At 54.9% G+C, this 23,245-nt stretch carries 26 protein-coding genes; 5 read left to right on the top strand and 21 right to left on the bottom strand.

Translation table 11 applies throughout. The annotated features are described in order from the left end of the window. Window positions 1-36 precede the first annotated feature (36 nt). Entirely contained in the window at window positions 37-1,386 is a 1,350-nt protein-coding gene (locus KUE00_RS19795; RefSeq protein ID WP_246761816.1) for a hypothetical protein, read from the top strand. Window positions 1,387-1,453: 67 nt separating this feature from the next. On the opposite strand, the gene rpoS is transcribed toward KUE00_RS19795, so the two are convergent. The 13 genes from rpoS to cysG form a co-directional block, all read right to left on the bottom strand. Then, window positions 1,454-2,446, bottom strand: coding sequence for an RNA polymerase sigma factor RpoS (gene rpoS, locus KUE00_RS19790; protein ID WP_125287448.1), 993 nt, complete (start codon window positions 2,444-2,446; stop codon window positions 1,454-1,456). 52 nt (window positions 2,447-2,498) lie between these two features. Then, complete coding sequence (nlpD, locus tag KUE00_RS19785) at window positions 2,499-3,563, bottom strand: murein hydrolase activator NlpD (RefSeq protein WP_246761814.1); 1,065 nt, start codon at window positions 3,561-3,563, stop codon at window positions 2,499-2,501. Window positions 3,564-3,714: 151 nt separating this feature from the next. Then, the gene (locus tag KUE00_RS19780) at window positions 3,715-4,341 is read right to left on the bottom strand and encodes a protein-L-isoaspartate(D-aspartate) O-methyltransferase (RefSeq protein ID WP_246761813.1); all 627 of its coding nucleotides are present in this window, start codon (window positions 4,339-4,341) and stop codon (window positions 3,715-3,717) included. Next, window positions 4,335-5,096, bottom strand: coding sequence for a 5'/3'-nucleotidase SurE (gene surE / locus KUE00_RS19775; RefSeq protein WP_246761811.1), 762 nt, complete (start codon window positions 5,094-5,096; stop codon window positions 4,335-4,337). The genes KUE00_RS19780 and surE overlap by 7 nt, the downstream gene beginning before the upstream one ends. A gap of 86 nt (window positions 5,097-5,182) precedes the next feature. Next, entirely contained in the window at window positions 5,183-6,220 is a 1,038-nt protein-coding gene (truD, locus tag KUE00_RS19770; RefSeq protein ID WP_246761809.1) for a tRNA pseudouridine(13) synthase TruD, read from the bottom strand. After that, complete coding sequence (gene ispF / locus KUE00_RS19765) at window positions 6,217-6,696, bottom strand: 2-C-methyl-D-erythritol 2,4-cyclodiphosphate synthase (protein ID WP_246761913.1); 480 nt, start codon at window positions 6,694-6,696, stop codon at window positions 6,217-6,219. Before ispF ends, truD begins: the two co-directional genes overlap by 4 nt. Beyond that, complete coding sequence (gene ispD, locus KUE00_RS19760) at window positions 6,696-7,406, bottom strand: 2-C-methyl-D-erythritol 4-phosphate cytidylyltransferase (protein WP_246761807.1); 711 nt, start codon at window positions 7,404-7,406, stop codon at window positions 6,696-6,698. Before ispD ends, ispF begins: the two co-directional genes overlap by 1 nt. Before the next feature lie 3 nt (window positions 7,407-7,409). Next, complete coding sequence (ftsB, locus tag KUE00_RS19755; RefSeq protein WP_246761806.1) at window positions 7,410-7,715, bottom strand: cell division protein FtsB; 306 nt, start codon at window positions 7,713-7,715, stop codon at window positions 7,410-7,412. A 203-nt stretch (window positions 7,716-7,918) separates the two neighbouring features. Next, window positions 7,919-8,236 carry a DUF3561 family protein gene (locus tag KUE00_RS19750; RefSeq protein WP_246761804.1) on the bottom strand — a complete coding sequence of 106 codons (318 nt, stop codon included), beginning with the start codon at window positions 8,234-8,236 and terminating at the stop codon, window positions 7,919-7,921. 55 nt (window positions 8,237-8,291) lie between these two features. Beyond that, on the bottom strand, window positions 8,292-8,897 hold the full coding sequence (gene cysC, locus KUE00_RS19745; protein WP_246761802.1) for an adenylyl-sulfate kinase: 606 nt from the start codon (window positions 8,895-8,897) through the stop codon (window positions 8,292-8,294). Next, on the bottom strand, window positions 8,897-10,324 hold the full coding sequence (cysN, locus tag KUE00_RS19740) for a sulfate adenylyltransferase subunit CysN (protein ID WP_246761800.1): 1,428 nt from the start codon (window positions 10,322-10,324) through the stop codon (window positions 8,897-8,899). Before cysN ends, cysC begins: the two co-directional genes overlap by 1 nt. A 9-nt stretch (window positions 10,325-10,333) precedes the next feature. Next, window positions 10,334-11,242 carry a sulfate adenylyltransferase subunit CysD gene (gene cysD, locus KUE00_RS19735; RefSeq protein WP_246761798.1) on the bottom strand — a complete coding sequence of 303 codons (909 nt, stop codon included), beginning with the start codon at window positions 11,240-11,242 and terminating at the stop codon, window positions 10,334-10,336. A gap of 9 nt (window positions 11,243-11,251) precedes the next feature. Then, window positions 11,252-12,667, bottom strand: coding sequence for a siroheme synthase CysG (gene cysG / locus KUE00_RS19730; RefSeq protein ID WP_246761797.1), 1,416 nt, complete (start codon window positions 12,665-12,667; stop codon window positions 11,252-11,254). A 252-nt stretch (window positions 12,668-12,919) separates the two neighbouring features. Between cysG and KUE00_RS19725 the strand changes: the two genes are divergently transcribed. Together KUE00_RS19725 and KUE00_RS19720 are read left to right on the top strand one after the other, a co-directional pair. Then, window positions 12,920-13,927, top strand: a complete 1,008-nt coding sequence (locus KUE00_RS19725) for an aminopeptidase (protein WP_246761795.1) — start codon at window positions 12,920-12,922, stop codon at window positions 13,925-13,927. 9 nt (window positions 13,928-13,936) lie between these two features. Further along, complete coding sequence (locus tag KUE00_RS19720; RefSeq protein WP_246761793.1) at window positions 13,937-14,221, top strand: YciI family protein; 285 nt, start codon at window positions 13,937-13,939, stop codon at window positions 14,219-14,221. 86 nt (window positions 14,222-14,307) lie between these two features. Here KUE00_RS19720 and KUE00_RS19715 read toward each other — a convergent pair whose 3' ends face one another. The 4 genes from KUE00_RS19715 to KUE00_RS19700 form a co-directional block, all read right to left on the bottom strand. Then, window positions 14,308-14,649 carry a hypothetical protein gene (locus tag KUE00_RS19715; protein WP_246761792.1) on the bottom strand — a complete coding sequence of 114 codons (342 nt, stop codon included), beginning with the start codon at window positions 14,647-14,649 and terminating at the stop codon, window positions 14,308-14,310. Between the two features lie 155 nt (window positions 14,650-14,804). Continuing rightward, entirely contained in the window at window positions 14,805-15,167 is a 363-nt protein-coding gene (locus KUE00_RS19710) for a hypothetical protein (RefSeq protein WP_246761790.1), read from the bottom strand. A 156-nt stretch (window positions 15,168-15,323) separates the two neighbouring features. After that, window positions 15,324-15,599, bottom strand: coding sequence for a hypothetical protein (locus tag KUE00_RS19705; RefSeq protein ID WP_246761788.1), 276 nt, complete (start codon window positions 15,597-15,599; stop codon window positions 15,324-15,326). Between the two features lie 156 nt (window positions 15,600-15,755). Further along, window positions 15,756-16,055 carry a hypothetical protein gene (locus KUE00_RS19700; RefSeq protein WP_246761786.1) on the bottom strand — a complete coding sequence of 100 codons (300 nt, stop codon included), beginning with the start codon at window positions 16,053-16,055 and terminating at the stop codon, window positions 15,756-15,758. A gap of 619 nt (window positions 16,056-16,674) precedes the next feature. On the opposite strand from KUE00_RS19700, the gene KUE00_RS19695 reads away from it, so the two are divergent. Beyond that, window positions 16,675-17,136, top strand: a complete 462-nt coding sequence (locus KUE00_RS19695) for a hypothetical protein (RefSeq protein WP_246761784.1) — start codon at window positions 16,675-16,677, stop codon at window positions 17,134-17,136. 335 nt (window positions 17,137-17,471) lie between these two features. Here the strand turns inward: KUE00_RS19695 and cysH are convergent, their stop codons facing one another. The 3 genes from cysH to cysJ all read right to left on the bottom strand — a co-directional run bounded on the left by cysH (window position 17,472) and on the right by cysJ (window position 21,820). After that, on the bottom strand, window positions 17,472-18,203 hold the full coding sequence (cysH, locus tag KUE00_RS19690; protein ID WP_246761782.1) for a phosphoadenosine phosphosulfate reductase: 732 nt from the start codon (window positions 18,201-18,203) through the stop codon (window positions 17,472-17,474). Between the two features lie 13 nt (window positions 18,204-18,216). Next, window positions 18,217-19,932, bottom strand: a complete 1,716-nt coding sequence (gene cysI, locus KUE00_RS19685; protein WP_246761781.1) for an assimilatory sulfite reductase (NADPH) hemoprotein subunit — start codon at window positions 19,930-19,932, stop codon at window positions 18,217-18,219. Window positions 19,933-20,014: 82 nt separating this feature from the next. Further along, window positions 20,015-21,820 carry an NADPH-dependent assimilatory sulfite reductase flavoprotein subunit gene (cysJ, locus tag KUE00_RS19680; protein ID WP_246761779.1) on the bottom strand — a complete coding sequence of 602 codons (1,806 nt, stop codon included), beginning with the start codon at window positions 21,818-21,820 and terminating at the stop codon, window positions 20,015-20,017. A 305-nt stretch (window positions 21,821-22,125) separates the two neighbouring features. Here cysJ and queD point away from each other — a divergent pair, with 305 nt between their 5' ends. Further along, window positions 22,126-22,485: a 6-carboxytetrahydropterin synthase QueD gene (gene queD, locus KUE00_RS19675; protein ID WP_246761777.1), complete on the top strand. Its 360-nt coding sequence runs from the start codon at window positions 22,126-22,128 to the stop codon at window positions 22,483-22,485. Window positions 22,486-22,568: 83 nt separating this feature from the next. On the opposite strand, the gene queE is transcribed toward queD, so the two are convergent. After that, window positions 22,569-23,240: a 7-carboxy-7-deazaguanine synthase QueE gene (queE, locus tag KUE00_RS19670; protein WP_246761775.1), complete on the bottom strand. Its 672-nt coding sequence runs from the start codon at window positions 23,238-23,240 to the stop codon at window positions 22,569-22,571. Window positions 23,241-23,245: the final 5 nt, after the last annotated feature.

Below are 23,245 nucleotides of genomic sequence, written 5' to 3'. Positions count from 1 at the left end.
GTCCGTGTCATTTCATCTAATCCAGTGGAGCGTGTCATGAACATGAGAGTCAATCCCAGTGGGATAAACAGCGAGGCGATGAACGTGGGCCAGTTCTCCGCACGCTTTAGCAAGACGCAAAACGGCGGTGGCGCTGCCGGTTCGGAAAAGTCCAGCCTGCTACAGTATGGCGGCGCTGACGGCAAAACCAGCCAGAAAACCTCAACCGCCTCGTTAGGTTCGGATTACAAGACGCTGATCGACTCGCTGGTCAAACAGGGCCAGCAGGAGCTGAAAAGCCTGAAGGAGCAGCTTGCACAGCAGCAATCTTCCGCCAGCAGCCAGGCTTCCGGCAACGGGACTTCCGCTAGCGGGACGTCCGGCAGCAGTACGCAAAACGTGATGTCACAGCTACAGATGCTGCTCGACAGCATCAGCAAATTGCTCAAGCAAAGTCAGGAAGGCCAGCAGACTTCCGGCAGTAGCTCTACCGATTCTCAGCTCAGCAGCGCATTGTCACAGTTGAAAGAGCTGCTTTCTTCCGCCGGCGTTACTGCCGCAAGCGGCACGACAGCAGCAGGCACCACCACGGGGGCGGATGGCACTACGGCAACGGATGGCGGCACCAGCGCCCAGCCGATGCCGACCAGCGAAAAGGACACCAGCGTACCGCCTTCCAGCAGCACGTTGTTTAAGAATATGGATGGCGACAACCGTTCCGCCGATCAGATTATTAACGACAACCCCGTGCTGAAAAATCTCGGCAACCAGAAAGACATTAAGCAGGATGAGCTGAAAAAGCAGTTTGGTGACTGGACGTCGAATAATCCCGACGAGAAAAGCCGGGCGCTGGCCGCCAAAAACATGTCTTACTTTTTAAACAACGTGAAGGCGCTGGATAACCGCGAAGGTGGCGATCGCGGCAAAATTTCCACTAACGGCAAAATTGAAGGGCTGACCAAAGACGGCGATGCACGTCACGGCACCGAAGCCGCTATCGTGAAAGACGTGGCGGAACAGGGGCTGGATAAGGCTTTCCCCAAAGACGGCAGGTTAACCACCACCAAAGATGAGATGGTGAACCTTAACGGCACCAACAAGAGCGGCTTTCAGGGGATCTGCCTGAAGCTGGGCAAGGCGCTGGCCTTTATTCCTGGGCTGAGCAACGTCCTGACCGGTATGGGGCGCGCGGAAAGTACTAATCCGTGGGATGTGATCAAAGGCGGGATTGTCGGCGGCGTGAAGACGGCTTTTGACGCGCTGAAAGGCGTGGCGCAAGGCTTGCTGACTGGCAAAGTGAGTCCGGTGCAGATGCTGATGAGCGCTTATAAAGGCGCGGTCATGGATACCTATGCGATGCAGGACGTTAAATCCGATGCCAAAGATAAGGTAAAAGATATTGTCTGATTAACGGGCAATAAAAAAGCGGTGGTTTTCACCACCGCTTTTCGCAGTCACTTTTTAAGCGCCCGTTTTATTCGCGAAACAAGGCTTCAATGTTCAGTCCCTGAGCCTGCAGAATTTCCCGCAGACGACGAAGACCTTCAACCTGAATCTGGCGAACACGTTCACGGGTCAGACCAATTTCGCGACCCACATCTTCCAACGTTGCCGCTTCGTAGCCTAACAGGCCGAAACGACGCGCCAGCACTTCACGCTGTTTGGCGTTCAGTTCGAACAGCCATTTGACGATGCTCTGCTTCATGTCATCGTCCTGGGTGGTATCTTCCGGACCGTTGTCTTTTTCGTCGGCCAGGATATCCAGCAGCGCTTTTTCAGAATCTCCGCCTAACGGCGTGTCAACTGACGTGATGCGTTCGTTGAGGCGCAGCATACGGCTGACGTCATCAACGGGTTTATCAAGCTGTTCAGCAATTTCTTCCGCGCTTGGTTCATGATCCAGCTTGTGGGCCAGTTCACGTGCCGTACGCAGATAGACGTTCAGCTCTTTAACAATATGAATTGGCAGACGGATCGTACGGGTTTGGTTCATGATTGCCCGTTCGATGGTCTGACGAATCCACCAGGTAGCGTAAGTAGAGAAACGGAACCCTCTTTCAGGGTCAAATTTCTCTACCGCGCGGATCAAACCGAGGTTACCTTCCTCAATCAGGTCAAGCAAAGCCAGACCACGATTGCTGTAACGACGGGCAATCTTCACTACCAGACGTAAGTTACTTTCGATCATGCGGCGACGAGAAGGAATGTCACCACGCAGAGCACGACGAGCAAAGAAAACCTCTTCCTCAGCCGTAAGGAGCGGAGAATAACCAATCTCTCCCAGGTAGAGCTGCGTCGCATCCAATACACGTTGTGTGGCGCCCTGCGACAACAGCTCTTCTTCAGCTATGTCGTTATCAGCAGGTTCATTTCCGACAAGAGCTTTCTCATCAAAAATCTCAGCTCCGTTTTCGTCGAATTCCGCGTCTTCATGTAACTCATTAACTTTCAGCGTATTCTGGCTCATAAGCGGCTCCTACCCGTGATCCCAGGGCAGAACACCAGAGGGTTCTGCCGGTTTATCGCTGCGGTAAATAACGCAACGGGTTTACGGATTTCCCCTTGTAACGAATTTCAAAATGCAATCTAACCGAGCTGGTGCCGGTACTACCCATGGTCGCAATCTTCTGACCCGCTTTGACTTCCTGCTGCTCGCGGACCAGCATCGTATCGTTATGGGCATATGCACTCAGGTAGTCATCATTATGTTTGATGATAATCAAGTTGCCATAACCGCGTAGCGCATTCCCGGCATACACAACGCGCCCTGAAGCGGTTGATACAACGGGCTGTCCTCGCGATCCCGCGATATCGATACCTTTATTGCCACCTTCGGAAGCAGAGAAGTTATCGATAATCTTCCCGTCGGTCGGCCAACGCCAGCTTCCTACCGGAGTAGAGCTGTTCGTTGTACTGCTGACGGTCGGAGCACTTACCGGCGCTGTCGTCATTGCGACATTATTTGTACCGGCTGAAGGTAACATTTTGCCTTCACTTGGTTTACCTGAATCCTCAGAATACGTAATAACTGGCTGACGCGCAACCGTTACCCCTTTCATTTGTGCACTGGTCGGCTGAGCTGGCACGCCGCCGGCCGTGGCATCTGCTGCGGTAATCGCGTTGCCGCCAGTCAGGGTGCTACCGGAGCCGTTACTAACCTGCAACTGCTGGCCCACGTTGAGACTGTAAGGTGCAGGGATGTTATTTCTGTCCGCTAAATCGCGGAAATCATTGCCGGTAATCCACGCAATATAGAACAGCGTGTCGCCGCGTTTAACGGTATAGGTGTGTCCGCCGTAGCTACCTTTCGGAATATTCCCATACGAGCGGTTATAGACGATATGGCCATTTTGCGTAACAACGTTTTCATTTTGGTTGCCGGAGACCATGGTGCCGCCGGAACGTGAAACAATCGGCGGTGGCTGGCTAATCAGACCGCCGCCGCCGTTGTCGGCCGCGCTGTTGCTGCCAACCGAGCTGACAGGTGCTGGTGCATTATTGCTGGAACAGCCAGCTAACCAAAAGCCAACAAATGAAATCGCCGCAAGACGGCGCAATTTTATTACCGGGCTTCCCGTGCTCATGTATATCCCCCGTTACGGCAAATCTGTGACAGCTGTAATCACCTGCATTTGCAGGCGTAAATTCTGAAGCCATAGGATAGTAGCAATATCGCCCGTCACGTGCCATTAACGGATGAGCCTATTAACAGATGTGTACAATTGCCCGGCTAACTCAGGCCAGTTCGCCCTGCACAAGCGGAACAAAGCGCACCGGCTCAATCGTTTCGACCAGAAATTCGCCGTTTTTACGGGTAATGCGCTTTAGCTCCTGCTGCTCATCGCCTACCGGTAATACCAGCACTCCGCCCTCTTCCAGCTGGTTCATTAATTCCAGCGGGATTTCCGGTGGCGCGGCGGTCACGATAATGGCGTCAAAAGGGCCGCGTGCTGGCCACCCCAGCCAGCCATCGCCGTGGCGCGTTGAAACGTTATGCAGATCGAGCTGTTTTAAACGCCGCTTGGCCTGCCACTGCAGGCCTTTGATCCGTTCGACGGAGTAAACGTGTTCGACAAGATGGGCGAGGATCGCCGTTTGATAGCCGGAACCGGTGCCGATTTCCAGCACGCGGGAGTCAGGCTTTAATGCCAGTAGCGAAGTCATTCTCGCCACGATATAGGGCTGGGAGATGGTCTGGCCGGAGCCGATGGGCAGCGCCATGTTATCCCAGGCTTTATGTTCAAAGGCTTCATCAACGAAGCGCTCGCGCGGCACGGCCTCCATCGCTTTTAACAGCGCTTCGTCAGTAATGCCCTGCTGACGCAGCTGCGCTAACAGGGTTTCTATGCGGCGAGTCACCATTCGCTTGCAACCTCAGCACTGGCTAACCATGAAGCAACGACCTCCTGCGCGCCATGGGCAGTCAGGTCAACATGGAGCGCGGTAACCGATACGTAGCCTTCATCGACGGCAGCAAAATCCGTATCCGGGCCGGCATCGAGCTTTTCGCCAGGCGGGCCGATCCAGTACAGCGTATGGCCGCGTGGATCCTGCTGCGGAATGACCTGATCGCTGGGATGGCGACTACCGCAGCGGGTAACGCGGATGCCTTTGATCTCGCTTAACGGTAAGTCCGGCACGTTGATATTCAGGATACGGCCGGTGCGCAGCGGTTCACGCTGTAGCGCACGCAGAATAGAACAGGTTACCGCTGCCGCGGTATCGTAATGCTGATGGCCGTCAAGAGAGACGGCTATCGCGGGCAGGCCCAGATGACGGCCTTCCATCGCCGCCGCCACGGTGCCGGAATAGATGACGTCATCGCCCAGGTTTGGCCCGGCGTTAATGCCGGAGACCACGATATCAGGTTTGGGACGCATCAGCGCATTGACGCCCAGATAGACGCAGTCGGTCGGCGTCCCCATCTGGACGGCGATATCGCCGTTGGGATAGCTGAAGGTGCGCAGCGGCGTTTCCAGCGTCAGCGAGTTAGACGCGCCGCTGCGGTTGCGATCGGGCGCGACTACCTGCACCTCGGCAAACTCACGCAGCGCGGCGGCCAGCGTTTGAATGCCCGGCGCATGAATACCGTCGTCATTACTCAGCAAAATTCGCATCTGATAACCTCTTGATTCTAATCTGCGAGCTATCATATCACTCCCGGAAGCATCCTGCCGCCGCTGCGCATTTTTTCGTGACGGCTCTACTCGCCCACCTCTGCTTCACCGTGCGGCTGGTTAAGCAGTTCACGCACCAGGCTGGTGGCAAAGCTGCCCGCCGGTAGCCAGAAAGCCAGCTCGACGGTAACGTCATCCCACCAGTTCCAGCGCAGATCGCGCGGCACGACCAGCAGCGCGCGGCGCGCCGCCTCGACTTTTTCACGTTCCAGCAGCGCAATCAGTGCAGCCTCATGCGCCAGGCTTTGCTGTTCAAAAGCCAGGGCTTCGCCTTTGCTGCCCCAGTCGCCGCTGCCCGGCAACGGTGCCGTTATGCGCAGCTCATTATTGTTCGTGCGCGCCTGAAGCGTCGTCAGCTCGGCTTCCTCTGCCACAAACCAGCTGCCGCGACCGGTAAGCTGTAGCGCATCGCCAGGCATCACTTTGGTGAGCGATCCCTGTTTCGTCAGCCTGTCGCTGGCTACCTGATTAAACAACGCGCTGCGGGCGGCGGAAAGCAAAAAGCTGCGTTTGTTACGTTCGCGTACGCGAATTTCATCTGCTGCCCAGCGCTTCGCCATCGTCAGATTGTTGTTGTCGTGCCCGAAACGCTGCTCGCCAAAATAGTTGGGAAAGCCGCTTTCAGCGATCTGCTGCAAACGTTTCTCCACGTCAGCTCTGTCAGAAACCTGGCGTAAAATCAGCGTAAACGCGTTGCCTTGCAGCGCGCCGGTACGCAGCTTGCGGCGATGGCGCGCGCTTTCCAGCACTTCACAACCTTCCAGTTGCAGGCTGTTGAAGTCTGGCGTTTCTTTACCGGGGATGCGCAGGCAGAACCACTGTTCGGTCACCGCATGACGGTCTTTCATCCCGGCAAAGCTGACGTCGCGCGGATGAATACCGGCAAACTTCGCCAGTGCTTCCGCGACAAAACGAGTGTTACAGCCGTTTTTGCGAATGCGAACCAGCACCTGCTCGCCGTCGCCGTCTGGCCGATAGCCGAGATCTTCCACTACCAGGAAATCTTCCGGGTTCGCCTTTACCACACCGCTGGCAGCGGGTTGACCATAAAGCCAGGCGGTCACGCGCTTGCCTTAGTCAGCAACGCAACGGCTTCACAGGCAATGCCTTCACCACGGCCGGTAAAGCCCAGCTTTTCGGTGGTGGTGGCTTTGACGTTGACGCAATCCATGTGGATGCCCAGATCTTCTGCGATATTAATGCGCATCTGCGGTACGTGCGGCAGCATTTTTGGTGCCTGAGCGATAATGGTGACGTCAACGTTGCCCACGGCGTAGCCTTTTTTCGCAATCTGCCGCCAGGCTTCGCGCAGCAGCTCGCGGCTGTCGGCACCTTTATAAGCGGCGTCAGTGTCCGGGAACAGCTTGCCGATATCGCCCAGCGCCGCCGCGCCCAGCAGCGCGTCGGTCAGCGCATGCAGCGCCACGTCGCCGTCGGAATGCGCCAGCAGTCCTTTTTCATAAGGAATTCGCACGCCGCCGATAATTAACGGGCCTTCGCCGCCAAACGCGTGAACATCAAAACCGTGGCCGATACGCATCATGCGCTCTCCTTATTGTGTAATTGAGTCAGATAAAAAGCGGCCAGCGCCAGATCTTCCGGCCGCGTTACCTTAATGTTGTCGCTACGGCCCATCACCAGCTGCGGATGATAACCGCAGTACTCCAGCGCCGAGGCCTCATCGGTAATGGTAGCGCCTTCCTGCAGGGCTCGCGCCAGGCTGTCATGCAGCAGCGCAAGCGGAAACAGCTGCGGCGTCAGCGCATGCCACAAAGCTTCACGCTCTACCGTGTGCGCAATGGCCGGATCGTCCGGTTTTGCACGCTTCATGGTATCGCGCACCGGCGCGGCCAGGATCCCGCCGACAGAACTGGTTTCGGTAATGGCCAGCAGGCGAGTAAGGTCGTCAAGATGTAAACAAGGACGTGCGGCATCGTGTACCAGCACCCAGTGCGCCGTGGAGGCAGCTTTAAGTCCGGCCAGCACCGAATCGGCGCGCTCTTTGCCGCCGACCACCCACTGTACGCGGGGATCGCTGGCTATCGGCAGCGTAAAGAAATAAGGATCGTCCGGACTGATAGCAACGATAATCCGTTTCACCGCGGGATGCGCAAGCAGGCCAGCGATGGAGTGTTCCAGAATCGTCCTGCCACTGATGGTGAGGTATTGCTTGGGACAGACCGCCTGCATACGGCTGCCGATACCGGCAGCCGGTACTACGGCAATCACGTCAGAACCTGCGCTAGTCATGTTTTATCGTTGTTGATTGGCCTGCGCGTTTTTACTGCGATCCGGCACAAGGCGATAGAAGGTCTCACCGGGCCTGATCATGCCCAGCTCATTGCGTGCGCGCTCCTCGATAGCTTCGGAGCCGCCGTTTAGGTCGTCGATTTCCGCAAACAGTCGATCGTTGCGCGCTTTTAATTTGGCGTTACTGCTTTGCTGCACCGCGACGTCATCGTTAACGCGCGTATAATCATGTAGGCCGTTCTTGCCCAGCCAGAGCGAATATTGCAGCCAGCCGAGTAGCACAAGTAACAGCAGCGTAAGTTTTCCCATCTCCGCCCCCTGAAAAACGGCTCAATCATCCCATAACTTCTCTTCCGACTCCACTCCGCCCGCGAAATAGCGATCGTTTGGCGAATCGGTAAGCGTTCCCTGCCTGTAAAATGGCTTTTGCAGGCAAACTTCTGTTACCACCAGGTGCATTCAGAAATCAGATTTTGCCGCCTTCAGGGCAAACCTTTCGGCAACGGCGTGGCTCACCAGCCGCTCAAAAGCGTAAACAGCAGCCAAAAGAGGCCGATGACCACCACCACGGTGAGCAGCAGCGTCCAGATCAGATGACCGCGCAGCAGTACGCTGGCGACGATACCGACCAGCACCGAAACCGGCAGCAGCGCCAGGAAGAAAGGCCAGGTATAGAGGAAGAAGAACAAGGTGTTAGAGCCGTAGAGCATGAAAGGGATCGCGAGCGCGAACCAGTAGCAGGCAAAGCCTGCTACTCCACCGGGAAAAGACCAGGAAGGTTCTTCCTGGTTGTCATCTTTGCGGGCCAGCATTGGCGTAACGTTATGCATAAGTATCCTGTTGACGCGTAATACGGCCGCTCTGAGGCGTTTTGCCGTGGCTATCTCAGGCTTTGATGATATCGTGCTGGCGTAGCAGATCTAACACTTGAAGGCGCAAATTTGTTACCAATTGTTCGCCATCCAGATGAATTTCCGGCCGTTCTGGCGCCTCATAAACGGCATCGATTCCGGTGAAATTACGCAGTTCGCCCGCGCGTGCTTTTTTATAAAGTCCCTTGGGATCGCGCGCTTCGCAAATGGCCAGCGGCGTATCGACAAAAACTTCAATAAAGCGCCCTTCCCCTACCATATCGCGCACCATCTGGCGTTCTGCACGGTGCGGCGAGATAAAGGCGCTCAGCACGATTAAGCCGGCATCGACCATTAGCTTTGCCACTTCGCCTACGCGGCGAATGTTCTCTTTACGATCGCTCTCGCTAAAGCCCAAATCGCGGCAAAGGCCGTGGCGCACGTTGTCGCCGTCCAGCAAATAGGTACTGACGCCAAGCTGATGCAGCGCCTGTTCCAGTGCACCGGCAACGGTAGACTTACCAGAGCCGGAAAGCCCGGTAAACCACAGTACCGCGCCCTGATGACCGTGCAGCTGTTCGCGCTCCGCACGCGTTACCGCGTGCGAATGCCAGACGACGTTTTCGTCATGAGCGGCCATTATTGACCGCCTGACAGATCGCGTGCGCCCCAGTGTGGGAAATGACGACGTACCAGCGCGTTAAACTCCAGCTCAAAGGCGCTGAATTCGCCGCTTGCCTGTATCGCATCTTCTTTCGCTTCGCGGATCATCCCTGCACCGACCGTGACGTTACTGAGCCGATCGATAAAGATCATGCCGCCGGTCACCGGGTTCTGCTGATAGTTATCCAGCACCATCGGCTCATCAAAGGTCAGATCCACCAGGCCGATGCCGTTCAGCGGCAGGCTTTCCACTTCGCGACGGTCCAGACTGTTAATTTCAACCTGATACTGAATGCCTTCAACACGCGCGCGGGTTTTCTTACCGGCGATTTTAATGTCGAAGCTTTGACCCGGCACCAGCGGCTGCTCGGCCATCCAGACCACGTCTACGCTGGCCGACTGCACGGGTTTCAGCTCGGCGCTGGCGTCCACCAGCAGATCGCCACGGCTGATATCAATCTCATCTTTCAGTACCAGCGTGATCGCTTCGCCAGCCTGCGCTTCTTCAAGATCGCCATCAAAAGTCACAATGCGGGCAACGGAAGATTCTACGCCGGATGGCAGCACTTTCACGCGCTGGCCGACCTTCACAAAACCTGATGCCAGCGTACCGGCGTAGCCACGGAAGTCCAGGTTAGGACGGTTCACGTACTGTACCGGGAAGCGCATCGGCTGCTGCTCGACAATGCGTTTTACCTCAACGGTTTCCAGCACGTCCAGCAGCGTTGGGCCGCTATACCAGCTCATCGCCTGGCTGGGCGCGGCAACGTTTTCCCCTTCCAGCGCCGACAGTGGCACAAAGCGGATATCCAGATCGTTCGGCAGCTGTGCGGCAAAATCCAGATAGTCCTGTTTGATCTGCTCAAAGGTCGCTTCGCTGTACTCGACCAAATCCATCTTGTTAACGGCAACAATCAGGTGCTTGATACCTAACAGCGTAGAGATAAAGCTGTGGCGACGCGTCTGGTCCAGCACGCCTTTACGCGCGTCGATCAGCAGAATAGCCAGGTCGCAAGTTGATGCGCCGGTAGCCATATTACGCGTGTACTGCTCGTGTCCCGGCGTATCGGCGATAATAAACTTACGCTTTTCGGTTGAGAAATAGCGGTAGGCCACGTCGATAGTGATGCCCTGCTCGCGCTCGGCCTGCAGGCCATCCACCAGCAGCGCCAGATCCAGCTTTTCGCCCTGGGTGCCGTGACGCTTGCTGTCGTTATGCAGCGAAGAGAGCTGATCTTCATAAATCTGGCGCGTATCGTGCAGCAGACGACCAATCAGCGTGCTCTTGCCATCGTCGACGCTGCCGCAGGTCAGAAAACGCAGCAGGCTTTTATGCTGCTGAGCGTGTAGCCAGGCTTCCACGCCGCCCTGGTCGGCAATTTGTTGTGCAATGACGTTGTTCATCTCGGCTCCTTAGAAATAACCCTGGCGTTTCTTCAGCTCCATTGAGCCGGACTGATCGCGGTCAATGACGCGCCCCTGACGTTCGCTGGTGGTCGATACCAGCATCTCTTCGATGATTTCCGGCAGCGTTTGCGCTTCGGATTCCACCGCGCCGGTCAGCGGCCAGCAGCCTAACGTACGGAAACGCACCATGCGCTGCTCGATGGTTTCGCCTGGCTGCAAATCGATACGGTCATCGTCGATCATCATCAGCATGCCGTCGCGCTCAAGAACCGGACGAGGTGCGGCCAGGTACAGCGGAACGATTTCGATATTTTCTAAAAAGATGTACTGCCAGATATCCAGCTCGGTCCAGTTGGACAGCGGGAACACGCGAATGCTTTCGCCTTTATTGATCTGGCCGTTGTAGTTGTGCCACAGCTCAGGGCGCTGGTTTTTTGGATCCCAGCGGTGAAAGCGGTCGCGGAAAGAGTAAATACGCTCTTTCGCACGGGACTTTTCTTCATCACGGCGAGCACCGCCGAACGCGGCATCAAAACCGTACTTGTTCAGCGCCTGCTTTAACCCTTCGGTTTTCATGATGTCGGTATGCTTGGCGCTACCGTGCACAAAGGGATTAATGCCCATTGCCACGCCTTCCGGGTTTTTATGCACCAGCAGTTCGGCACCGATTGCTTTCACCGTGCGGTCGCGGAACTCGTACATTTCGCGAAACTTCCAGCCGGTGTCCACATGCAGCAGCGGGAAAGGTAGCGTGCCCGGATAGAAGGCCTTACGCGCCAGATGCAGCATTACCGAAGAATCTTTCCCGATAGAGTACATCATCACCGGGTTGCTAAATTCTGCCGCCACTTCACGGATGATATGGATACTTTCCGCTTCCAGTTGACGCAGGTGGGTGAGTCGTTTTTGATCCATAACTTTTCCTCAAGCCAAATTCACAACGGCGGAATCACGTCCGTCCCGCTGTGCTGAATGTTGAAACCACGCCAGCTGCTGATGCAGATTAACCACTTCCCCAATCACTAACAGGGCTGGCGTTGGCGCACGTTGTGCGAGTCCTTCTAATTCCTGTAGCGTGCCGATCAGTACCTGCTGGTCCTGACGCGTGCCGCGGCCAATCACCGCTACAGGCGTCTGCGCATCGCGGCCGTGGGCGATAAGCTGCGCTGAGATTTCAGCAGCTTTTACCGTGCCCATGTAGATAGCCAGCGTCTGGCGCGCACGGGCCAGCGAAGGCCAGTCCATCTCTTCGCCATCGGCGCGGCAGTGTCCGGTAATAAACAGCACGCTCTGCGCATGGTCGCGGTGCGTCAGCGGAATACCGGCGTAGGCCGTTGCGCCTGCCGCTGCGGTCACGCCCGGCACGACCTGGAAAGGAATCCCCGCTTCCACGGCGGCCTGTAGCTCTTCGCCGCCACGGCCGAAAATAAAGGGATCGCCGCCCTTCAGGCGCACCACGCGCTTGCCCTTTTTGGCCAGCTCAACCAGCATGCGGTTGGTTTCTTCCTGCGGCACGCTGTGCGCGCTGGCGCGTTTACCCACGCAAATGCGATCGGCGTCGCGACGCACCAGATCGAGAATTTCATCGCTGACCAGATGATCGTAAAGCACCACGTCCGCCTGCTGCATCACCTGAAGGCCGCGCAGGGTCAGAAGCCCGGCATCGCCGGGGCCTGCGCCTACCAGGATGATCTCACCCTGACCTGCTTCCGGATTGTCCAGCTGGCTGGCAAGCGTACGTTCCGCTCCTTCCAGATTGCCGGAAGCGACCTGGCTGGCAAACAGACCGCTGAAGGCCGTTTCCCAAAAGCGTCTGCGCTGCGACATTTTGCCCAGCCGCTGTTTAACTCTGTCACGCCAGCTACCGGCAATAGCGGCCATCTGGCCCAGATTTTGCGGCAGCAAAGCCTCTATCTTTTCACGCAGCAGACGGGCCAGTACGGGCGCGGTGCCGCTGGATGAGATAGCGACCACTAAGGGCGAACGATCGACAATCGAGGGAAAAATAAAGGAGCATTTAGGCTGATCGTCAACCACGTTAGCCAACAGCCTGCGCTCGCTGGCATCGTCAAAAACGCGGCTGTTGAGCTCGCTGTCGTCGGTGGCGGCAATCACCAGATAAACCAGGTCGAGCTGCGTGCTGTGATACTCGCTGGCGATCCACTCTACTTCGCCGTTCTGCTTCAGCGACAGCAGCTCTTCGCACAGCTCACGGGCAGCAATCTGCACGCGCGCGCCTGCACGACGCAGCAGTTCAATTTTACGCGCGGCAACATCGCCGCCGCCGACCACCAGCACCGGTTTATTTCGGATGTCTGCAAAAAGGGGAAGATAATCCACGTCAGCCTTGCTAAATAACAAAAAGTTAACGCGACTATAGGGCGGCGAAGGAGCCTTATGAAATTACTAATTGGAATGAGTAGTTCCCGAATGGAATAACGTGACGGCAAAGCTTCGCACAAAATGTGCTTAACAGATGGATTTTAGCGGCTTTAAGAGAGATTGTAATTGTGCGTTGCGGGTCACACTTTCATACTTAAGCCGCAAAATATTTTCGCCGTTTCGTCACAGGATGACGACTAAGGACATAACATGTTTTCCCGACTCCGCCTGGGCATGCTGAGCGCGTTGCTTGCCTGCGGTGCATTTTTCCCTCTTCATGCGGCGACCAAAGATGGTCAGTTCGCCGAGCAGCAGTTGCGTCACATTGCGACCTATTTTCCAGGCCGGATGGCCGGAAGCCCTGCCGAGATGCTCAACGCCGACTATTTACAGCAGCAGTTCCAGCAGTGGGGCTATGCGAGCAATAAACGAGATTTTACTACACGCTATCAGTATAAATCACAGGATGGCCACGTTAGCGAGCACAACGTTACGGCTACGTCGGTTATTGCCGCCCGGGCTGGCGACGTCCCGCAACAAATAGTGATTCTGGCGCAGGCTGACACTTATCTGCCGCAAAGCGACAGCGATCGACAAAAAAACCTTGGCGGCCTGACCTTACAGGGCGCAGACGATGACGCTTCGGGCCTGGCGGTCATGCTGGAGCTGGCAGAACAGCTGAAGTCGGTGCCGCTGCATTACGGGCTGCGTTTTGTGGCGCTGAGCGGCGAATCGCTGCACGGCGAAGAAGATTATCTGGCGCGCATGACGCCGGAAGAGAAAAAGCACACCTTGCTGGTCATTAAGCTCAATGGCCTGCTGACCGGCGATAAACTCTTTTTTAACAGCGGCGCCAATACGCCGGAACCGGTGGCGCGTCAGACCCGCGATCGCGCGCTGGCGATTGCCCGGGCCGCAAATATTACTGCCGCCACGCTGGGCAAGATAGTGAAAAAAGAGCCTGCGGTAGACGTCTTCGATAAGGCCGGTATTCCGCTGTTGAGCGTCCGGGCCGCAAACTGGGGGAAAAACGGCCAGCGCTTACGTACCACTAACGCCCATTTCCCGGAAGGTAGCTGCCAGCGACGTGCCGACTGCGATAACCTTGCTTATCTGGATCGCTGGCTGCCGGGTCGCATTACGCATCGTACGCACGACAGCGTAAAAATCCTGCGGCCTTTGATTCGCGAATTAGCCAACCCTCAACCCGAGCCGTAAGGAGCGCCCGTGTATATTGTGAGTCTGACCTACAACCGTCCGATGGAAGAAGTAGAAGCCGCGCTGGCTGCGCATATCGCGTGGCTGGACGACTACTTTGCCGATGGCACTTTTATTGCCGCAGGCCGTAAAGATCCGCGAACCGGTGGCGTCATCCTGATAAAAGATATCCCTCAGGCGCGCCTGGAGGAAATTCTGGCAGAGGATGCTTTCCAGAAAGTAGCCGATTATGAAGTTACAAAGGTTAACGTAACGCGCGGCTCAGCGGACTTTTCTGCACTGGTTGGTATGTGAAATTCAGGCCAGTTGGGAAGAAACTACAAAGCCTTTTTCCTGTCTGGCCCCCTTCTCAGCCCTGCAACAGCACACTCGTCACAGGCTTACTGGCTTTGCTTACTGTCATTAATCGCCTTCTGTACCGCCTGCTCAAGCTGGACTGCCGTAAGCGTAATACTGATGCTGTCCAGCTTGGCCGCTATACGGTTAAAATCGTCACGGCTGGTCGAGCGTAATGACGATATCTCATCACGTACCCGGGTAAACTGGTTCTGTGCCTGTGCAAACTGGTCCTGTACCCGTGAAAACTGGTCCTGAACCTGGGTAAACTGATCCTGTACCTGAGTATATGCGGCCCACATCATCGCTCCGCTGGTAAGCAACACGCTGCCTGATATTTTCAGGGCATTTTTGAAGGTCAGGGGACTATCAGGTTGAATCGTCATAACGCGATCCTCTAATCAAATGATTTCCTTTTCAGCGATATAATGAAGGGTTTCCTTTTCAACGTTATACCGCATGTCGCCATCAACACTTTCCGTGGCAGGCCGTTTTCTTCTGGCTAATCCTGACCTTCCCAATTCTGCAACAGCGCACACGTTTACTGGCCTTGCTTACGGTCGTCAATAGCCTTCTGCACGGCCTGCTCAACCTGAACTGCCGTAAGCGTAATACTCATGCTGTCCAGCTTGGCTGCTATACGGTTAAAATCGTCACGGCTGGTCGAGCGCAGTGACGATATCTCATCACGTACTCGGGTAAACTGGTTCTGTGCCTGTGCAAACTGGTTTTGCACCTGTGCAAACTGGTTCTGTACCTGTGCAAACTGGTCCTGTACCTGGGTAAACTGATCCTGTACCTGAGTATATGCGGCCCACATCATCGCTCCGGTGGTAAGCAGTACGCTGCCTGATATTTTCAGAGCATTTTTGAAGGTCAGGGGGCTATCAGGTTGAATTGTCATAATGCGATCCTCTAATCAAATGATTTCCTTTTCAGCGATATAATGAAGGGGTTTCCTTTTCAACGTTATATCGCGTGTCGCCATCAATATTTTCCGTGGCAGGCCGTTTTCTCCTGGCTAATCCTGACCTTCCTAATTCTGCAACGGCGCACAGGCTTACTGGCTTTGCTTACTGTCGTTAATCGCTTTTTGTACCGCCTGCTCAACCTGAACGGCCGTAAGCGTAATACTTATGCTGTCCAGCTTGGCCGCTATACGGTTAAAACCTTCCTGATTCGAGCGCAGTTTCGATATCTCATCACGTACCTGCACAAACTGATTCTGTACCTGGGTATATGCGGCCCACATCATCGCCCCGGTAATAAGCAGTACGCTGCCTGAGATTTTCAGGGCATTTTTGAAAGTCAGGGGACTATCAGGTTGAATTGTCATAACGCGATCCTCTAATCAAATGATTTCCTTTTCAGCGATATAATGAAGTAATTTCCTTTTCAACGTTATATCGCGTGTCGCTATCAATATTTTCCGTGGCAGGCCGTTTTCTTCTGGCTAATCCTGACTTTCCCAATTCTGCAACAGCGCACAGGCTTACTGGCTTTGCTTACGGTCGTTAATGGCCTTCTGCACCGCCTGCTCAACCTGAACGGCCGTAAGCGTAATACTCATGCTGTCCAGCTTGGCCGCTATACGGTTAAAATCGTTACGGCTGGTCGAGCGCAGTGACGATATCTCATCACGCACCTGGGTAAACTGGCTCTGTACCTGTGCAAACTGGTCCTGTACCTGAGTATATGCGGCCCACATCATCGCTCCGCTGGTAAGCAACACGCTGCCTGATATTTTCAGGGCATTTTTTACGGTCAGGGGGCTATCAGGTTGAATTGTCATAACGCGATCCTCTAATTAAATGACTTCCTTTTCAGCAACATACCGAGTGTCGCTATCAACATTTTCCATAGTACCATTAAACCGAGCACAAGGTTAAACTTTACCCTACCTGGCTGGAAAATAAGCATCGACTGCACTTATAACCTTCCTTTAGCTCTAAAGTAATCGTACACCTTAGAGGCCTTGAAAAACTTTTGCTCTCTACAGGTTACACAGGCCACCGGAAACGCTCATAACCCCTCCATTCCCGGCCCGGACCGGTAAATAAGAACACAGGGAAGTGATACCCCGTGATCGGTAGAATTTTACACTGAGCTGAAAAAGTCCCTTTATATTATTGATTTCATCATCCTTTAAAAGAGATTAATTATTTCACTGCGAGCCTCCTCGCAAATAATTAACTTCTCATTTCACAGTTGCTCATTATTTATTGAGCGGCATTCCATATTTAAAAACCACTTATTTATTTAAAGGAAAAAGGGAAGCTTCGTATTGACCACAAAGAGAAAAAGAATAGAGTAGGCAGGCGTCGGATAAAAACGGCGGAATTAAATAGCGAGACTCGGCAGTGTTGAAGCACTGACGAGCCTCTGACCACAATGTTATGAGGACTAACACTATGGCTGTGAAACAGTTTACCCAGACTCGCCCCGAATTTACAAATTTTTCATCACTTCCTGCGGGAATGGACTTTATTGACATGGCGGAATATAACGAGCGACTCGTTTCCGCCTTAATGGAGACGGATAATGACATGGAACGCCTTGCGCTTTTTAAAAAGCTTACCGCCAGCTTTGAGAAATTACGGTCAATTTATCAGGAGCCGGTTCCCGATAACCGTATTATGCAATTAACAACAGGTGACGTTACTACGCTCCGTAATACGCCTTTTATTACGGAGCCTGAAACCCTTACCGACTATTGCCAGGCTTTAACGCAGGTATTAATGAGCGGCTCCGTTAATGGGGAAACGCAACGGGAACTGCTCTGCCTGCTGTTCGAGCTGGTGAACTTTCAGGTCGATGACCTGAAAGCGCCGCGCTATATAGAAACCTATGGAGGCCTGGTACAGGTCCGGTAAGGTTGTGGGAACTCAATGCAGCAATTTCATTGCTAATGCGCTGCTACGATCCTGTAGCAGCTTTTACAGCGACATAATTGCTAACCAGCAGCAAGGGCTGGTTGGATAAAAGAACCGTCTGGCGCATGGACGCGCCAGGCGAGCCTGGAGGGATGTATTCACGGCGTGTCCGCGTTCCGACCTGCCCTTGCAGCCTGACCCCGATCCCGCAGCGACATTACACAGCAACTCAGCCGCTTATGCCGCCTGCCACCAATCTCACAGCGACCTTCCACAGCGGCTCAATCGCTAATGATTTGCACTGCTCTCACAGCGACCTTCCGCAACGCTTACCGCTACTCGTGCAGCCCGCACTCGCGCTTCAGACCGAAGAAGCGCGTTTCCTCTTCCGCCATGCCCGGCTCCCACTTCTTCGTGGTATGCGTATCCCCTACCGACAGATAACCCTGCTCCCACAGCGGATGGTAACCCAGGCCATGCTCCTGCAAATACTGATAAACCTGGCGGTTGTCCCAGTCGATAATCGGCAGCACCTTAAATACGCCGCGCTGGATAGCCAGCACCGGCAGATTAGCGCGGCTGCTGGACTGATCGCGACGCAGGCCGGCGAACCACGTCTGCGCATTCAGCGTTTTCAGCGCCCGGTTCATCGGCTCGACTTTGTTAATGTCGTTATAGCGCTCAATGCCTTCCACGCCCTGCTCCCACAGCTTACCGTAGCGCGCTTCCTGCCACGCCGCGCTCTGCTCTGCCCGAAAAACCTGCAGATTCAGCCCCAGCTTGTCGGTCAGTTCATCAATAAACCGATAGGTCTCCGGAAACAGATAACCGGTATCGGTCAGAATAACCGGAATACCCGGCTTCACCTGAGAAACCAGATGCAGGCTTACCGCCGCCTGAATGCCAAAGCTGGAGGAGAGCACAGCTTCACCCGGCAGGTTTTCCAGCGCCCAAACCACGCGATCCTGCGCCGACAGTTTTTCAAGCTGGGTATTGATTTCCGCCAGCGCCATTACGCGCTCAACTTTAGGTAATTCGTTCAGTGCCGAGAGATCGAGTACAGCCATTGCACGCCTCCGCTTATGCCCAGAAATCACGAGCCGGATCGAGAACCGGTGCCACTATGCCAGCACGGATAGTGAAATCGCCAAAGCCTTCTTCCGCTTCGCGTTCTTTTGACCAGCGATCCAACAGATGATCAAGGGTAGTTAAAATTTCATCTTCGGTAATGTTCTCACGATACATACGCGGAATGCGCGTGCCGATACGGTTACCGCCAAGATGCAGGTTATAGCGGCCCGGGGCCTTGCCTACCAGCCCTACCTCGGCCAGCAGCGCGCGGCCACAGCCGTTAGGACAGCCCGTCACGCGCAGCACGATGTGCTCATCGCCAACGCCGTGCGCGGTCATCAACTCTTCCACACGGGTAACAAATGACGGCAGGAAACGTTCCGCCTCGGCCATCGCCAGCGGACAGGTAGGAAACGCCACGCATGCCATTGAGTTCTCACGCTGTGCGGTAACGCTTTCCATCAGACCGTGTTCACGAGCCAGCGCTTCAATTGCCGGTTTGTCCGTTTCCGGCACGCCCGCCACAATCAGGTTCTGGTTAGCGGTCAGGCGGAAGTCGCCCTTATGCACTTTGGCAATCTCCGCCAGCCCGGTTTTCAGCGGACGGCCAGGATAATCCAGCAGGCGACCGTTTTCGATAAACAGCGTCAGGTGCCAGTTATTATCAATGCCTTTCACCCAGCCAAAACGATCGCCACGAGTGGTAAATTCATAAGGACGGATCGGCTCAAAGGTCAGGCCAGCGCGACGCTCCACTTCCTCTTTAAAAGTTTCCACGCCCACGCGCTCCAGCGTGTATTTGGTTTTGGCATTTTTACGATCGGTACGATTACCCCAGTCGCGCTGCGTGGTTACTACCGCTTCCGCCACGTCGAGAATTTTTTCGACCGGCAGATAGCCAAACTCGCTGGCGGTACGCGCGTAGGTTGCTTTGTTGCCGTGATCGATAGAAAGGCCGCCGCCCACCAGCAGGTTAAAGCCGACCAGCCTGCCGTTTTCTGCAATAGCGATAAAGTTCAGATCGTTAGCGTGCAGATCGACATCGTTATGCGGCGGCACCACCACGGTCGTTTTAAACTTACGCGGCAGATAGGTTTCGCCCAGGATCGGCTCTTTATCGGTGGTAGCGACCTTTTCCTGATCCAGCCAGATCTCTGCGTAAGCACGCGTTTGCGGCAGCAGATGTTCGGACAGTTTTTTCGCCCACTCGTACGCTTCCTGGTGCAGTTCAGACTCTATCGGGTTAGAGGTGCACAGCACGTTGCGGTTCACGTCGTTAGCCGTTGCCAGCGCGTCCAGACCAACTTCGCTCAGCATCTGGTGTGCAGGCTTAACGTTGCCTTTCAGAATACCGTGGAACTGGAAAGTCTGGCGGTTGGTCAGACGGATGCTGCCGTAAATAGTATTATTTTCGGCAAACTTATCGATGGCCAGCCACTGCGTTGGCGTGATGATGCCGCCTGGCAGACGGCAGCGCAACATCATAGCGTGACGCGGCTCCAGCTTCTGCTCGGCACGTTCGGCACGGATATCGCGATCGTCCTGCTGGTACATGCCGTGAAAGCGGATCAGCAAAAAGTTGTCGCCGGTAAAACCGCCGGTCAGGCCATTTTGCAGATCTTCGCTAATGGTGCCGCGCAGATAGTTACTCTCTTTCTTCAGGCGTTCGGCGTCGGTCAGTTTACCTTCTACCACCAGCGGGCCGGGATGCTTTTCATTGCTCATAAGGCTGTCTCTTTAAAATTTGTTAATGCTGCAGGCGGTTCAGTTTCCACCTGCAAGGCTGAGCTGTCTGGCCGGACGCCGGTTAGTAAACGTCGCGCTGATAACGGCGCTCAATGCGCAGCTCGCTTAAGAATTCGTCGGCGGTCTCTGTATCCATGCCGCCGTGTTCCGCTACTACTTCCAGTAAAGCCTGTTCAACATCTTTTGCCATACGGTTAGCATCGCCGCACACGTAGATATGCGCACCTTCTTCAATCCAGCGCCAGACTTCTGCGCCCTTCGCGCGGATCTTGTCCTGAACATAAACTTTCTGCTGCTGATCGCGGGACCACGCCAGGTCGATATTGGTCAGCAGGCCATCTTTCACATAACGCTGCCATTCCACCTGATAAAGGAAGTCTTCCGTGAAGTGCGGATTGCCAAAGAAAAGCCAATTTTTACCTTCTGCGCCGTCGTTGTCGCGCTGCTGCATAAAGGCGCGGAACGGCGCAATGCCGGTGCCTGGCCCAATCATAATGACCGGCGTTTCCGGGTTAGCTGGCAGACGGAAATTATCGTTATGTTCGATAAATACGCGGATTTCGCCGTCTTCTTCCAGGCGATCGGCCAGGAAGCTGGAAGCGCCGCCCGCACGGGCACGACCATCAATTTCGTAACGCACCGCGCCCACGGTGATATGCACTTCGCTTTCGCTCTCCGCCTGGGATGACGCAATAGAATAGAGGCGCGGCGTTAGCGGGCGCAGCAGTTCGATCAGCTGTTCAGCACGCAGCTCGGTCGGTGCCCGGCGTACCATGTCTACAATCGGCGTTGACTGCGCGTACTGTTGCAGACGGCTCTTGTCGCTGACCAGCTCCAGCAGCTTTTCGTCGCGGCTGAGCTTGCCGTACTGTTCAACAATCTGCGTGGTGTTGACCGTCAGCTCAAAATGTTTTTGCAGCGCTTCGGCCAGCGGCAGTTCGCTACCGTTAACCTGCACGCTTTCATCGCCTTTCAGCCACAGAAGCGCGACCAGTTCCTGCACCAGCGCCGGATCGTTTTCATACCAGATGCCAAGCGCGTCGCCTGGCTGATAGCGCAGGCCGGAATCCCCCAGATCGATTTCGATGTGGCGCACGTCTTTATCCGAGTTACGTCCGGTGATTTTCTGGTTAACGGCCAGGCTGGCGGTCAGCGGATCTTCTTTAGTGTAAGGACTGCTGAAAACTTCGTTGACCGTGCCGGTCGCATTTGCCGCAGCCGCAGCAGGCGTTTCGGTCGGTACCCGCGCTTTCAGCACATCGACAATTTTTTTACGCCACTGCTCGGCTTCTGCCGCGTATTCCACGTCGGCGTCCACGCGATCCAGCAAACGCTCGCCGCCCAGCTCGCCCAGCTTGCCGTCAAAATCTTTTCCGGCCTGGCTGAAAAATTCGTACGAGGTGTCGCCAAGACCGAAGACCGCAAAAGCGGTGTTGTCCATCTTCGGCGCTTTTTTCGACATCAGGAACTTGTGCAGCGCCACGGCTTCTTCCGGCGGCTCGCCTTCGCCCTGGGTAGAGGTAATCACCACCAGCAGCTTTTCCTGTGCGATCTGCTTAAATTTATAATCGCCCGCGTTGACCAGGTTTACGTTCAGCTTCGCCGCCAGCAAATCGTCACGCAGCTGTTCAGCAACGCGACGCGCGTTACCGGTTTGCGAAGCGGAAAGCAGCGTGATGGTTGGCACATCCACCGGTGCAGGTGCGCTGGCAACGGTCGTGTTCGGTGCCTGGTTAACCATGCCCCAGAAATAGCCAGAGAGCCAGGCTAGCTGTGTGGTAGAGAAATCGCCGGTTGCCGCCTGAAGGCGGGAGAGCTGTTCCGGATTAAGCGGAAGCAGAGAAGCTGGAGGTGCCTGAGTCGTCATTGCGTTGAAAGTTCCAGTATCGGTGGTCAGGGCCGTAAAGACAGCAAGATTACGCTAGGGTAACGACTGGCATAATAACCCTTAAATAAGGGTTGGTAATATAAAATAACCAAAATGACTAAACGGTTTTACAAGTAAGCTATAGCGGCGAAACAGGTTAGCGAAATCACTATTTATCAGCCAGTTACGTACGTAACCTTTTCTCTACGATCGAGATTGTCTTTATTACCGGCGAAACGGGTGCGAAAAAAGGCGTTTTCGGGTAGACTTCGCCCGTTTTTTTGAGAAATTACTGAGATTGTCACATGGCTACCACCCTGTTTAAAGATTTCCAATTCGAGGCGGCTCACCACTTGCCTAACGTGCCGGAAGGCCACAAATGCGGCCGTCTGCACGGGCACTCTTTCCTGGTGCGGCTCGAAATTACCGGCGAAGTAGATGCGCATACCGGCTGGATCATGGATTTCGCCGAGCTGAAGGCCGCCTTCAGGCCGCTCTACGATCGTCTGGATCACTATTACCTGAACGATATCGAAGGCCTGGAGAATCCTACCAGTGAAGTGCTGGCAAAATGGATTTGGGATCGGATGAAGCCGCAGCTGCCTCTGCTCAGTGCCGTAATGATTAAAGAGACCTGCACGGCGGGCTGCGTTTATAAAGGTTAAGCGGACGGTTTACGCCGTTAATTAACCTTCAGGATAAAATGACAGGGATTAATGAAGAGGCGGCCGCAGGGCCGCCTTTTTTATCAGGCGATATTTAAATATTTATGCGTCTGCATGGATAAACGCCAGTTGCGGGCGATACAGGTTTCAATGCACAGCTTTGTCGCATCTTCTTTCTGGCTGATGGGCTGCAACGCAATGATACGCGGCTTGCTGTCGTTCAGCGTCGCCAGCAGCGCGTCCAGCGCTTCTACATCACGCAGTCGGGCCACCGGATGCTTCACCTCATCTGCGCGTACCAGCGCCTGATTCAGCACGTCATAGCCGCCGCGCATATTTACCTTTGGTGAAACCGTCACCCAGGTTTTCTCACTGCACTTAACCTGATGAGTGCCGCTGGTTTCAATCTGGCAGCTAAAGCCGTTTTCTTCCAGCGCCTGCGTCAGCGGCGTAAGGTCGTGGATGCAAGGCTCGCCGCCGGTGATCACCACGTGTCGCGCCGTCCAGCTATGATTTTTAATCACGTTCAGCAGCGCATCGGCATCCGCCGCGCCCCAGGCATCGGTTTCTACCGTCTTCAGCAGGATATCGCCCAGCGAAGTTTCCCGATCGGCCAGCTTATCCCAGGTGTGTTTGGTATCACACCAGCTGCAGCCCACCGGGCATCCCTGCAGGCGGATAAAAATTGCCGGAACGCCGGTGTAAAACCCTTCGCCCTGCAACGTCTGGAACATTTCATTAATCGGGTACTGCATCACGC

Source organism: Erwinia phyllosphaerae (genome assembly GCF_019132875.1).
Lineage (GTDB): Bacteria > Pseudomonadota > Gammaproteobacteria > Enterobacterales > Enterobacteriaceae > Erwinia > Erwinia phyllosphaerae.
This window is presented reverse-complemented; position numbering and strand designations above follow the sequence as displayed.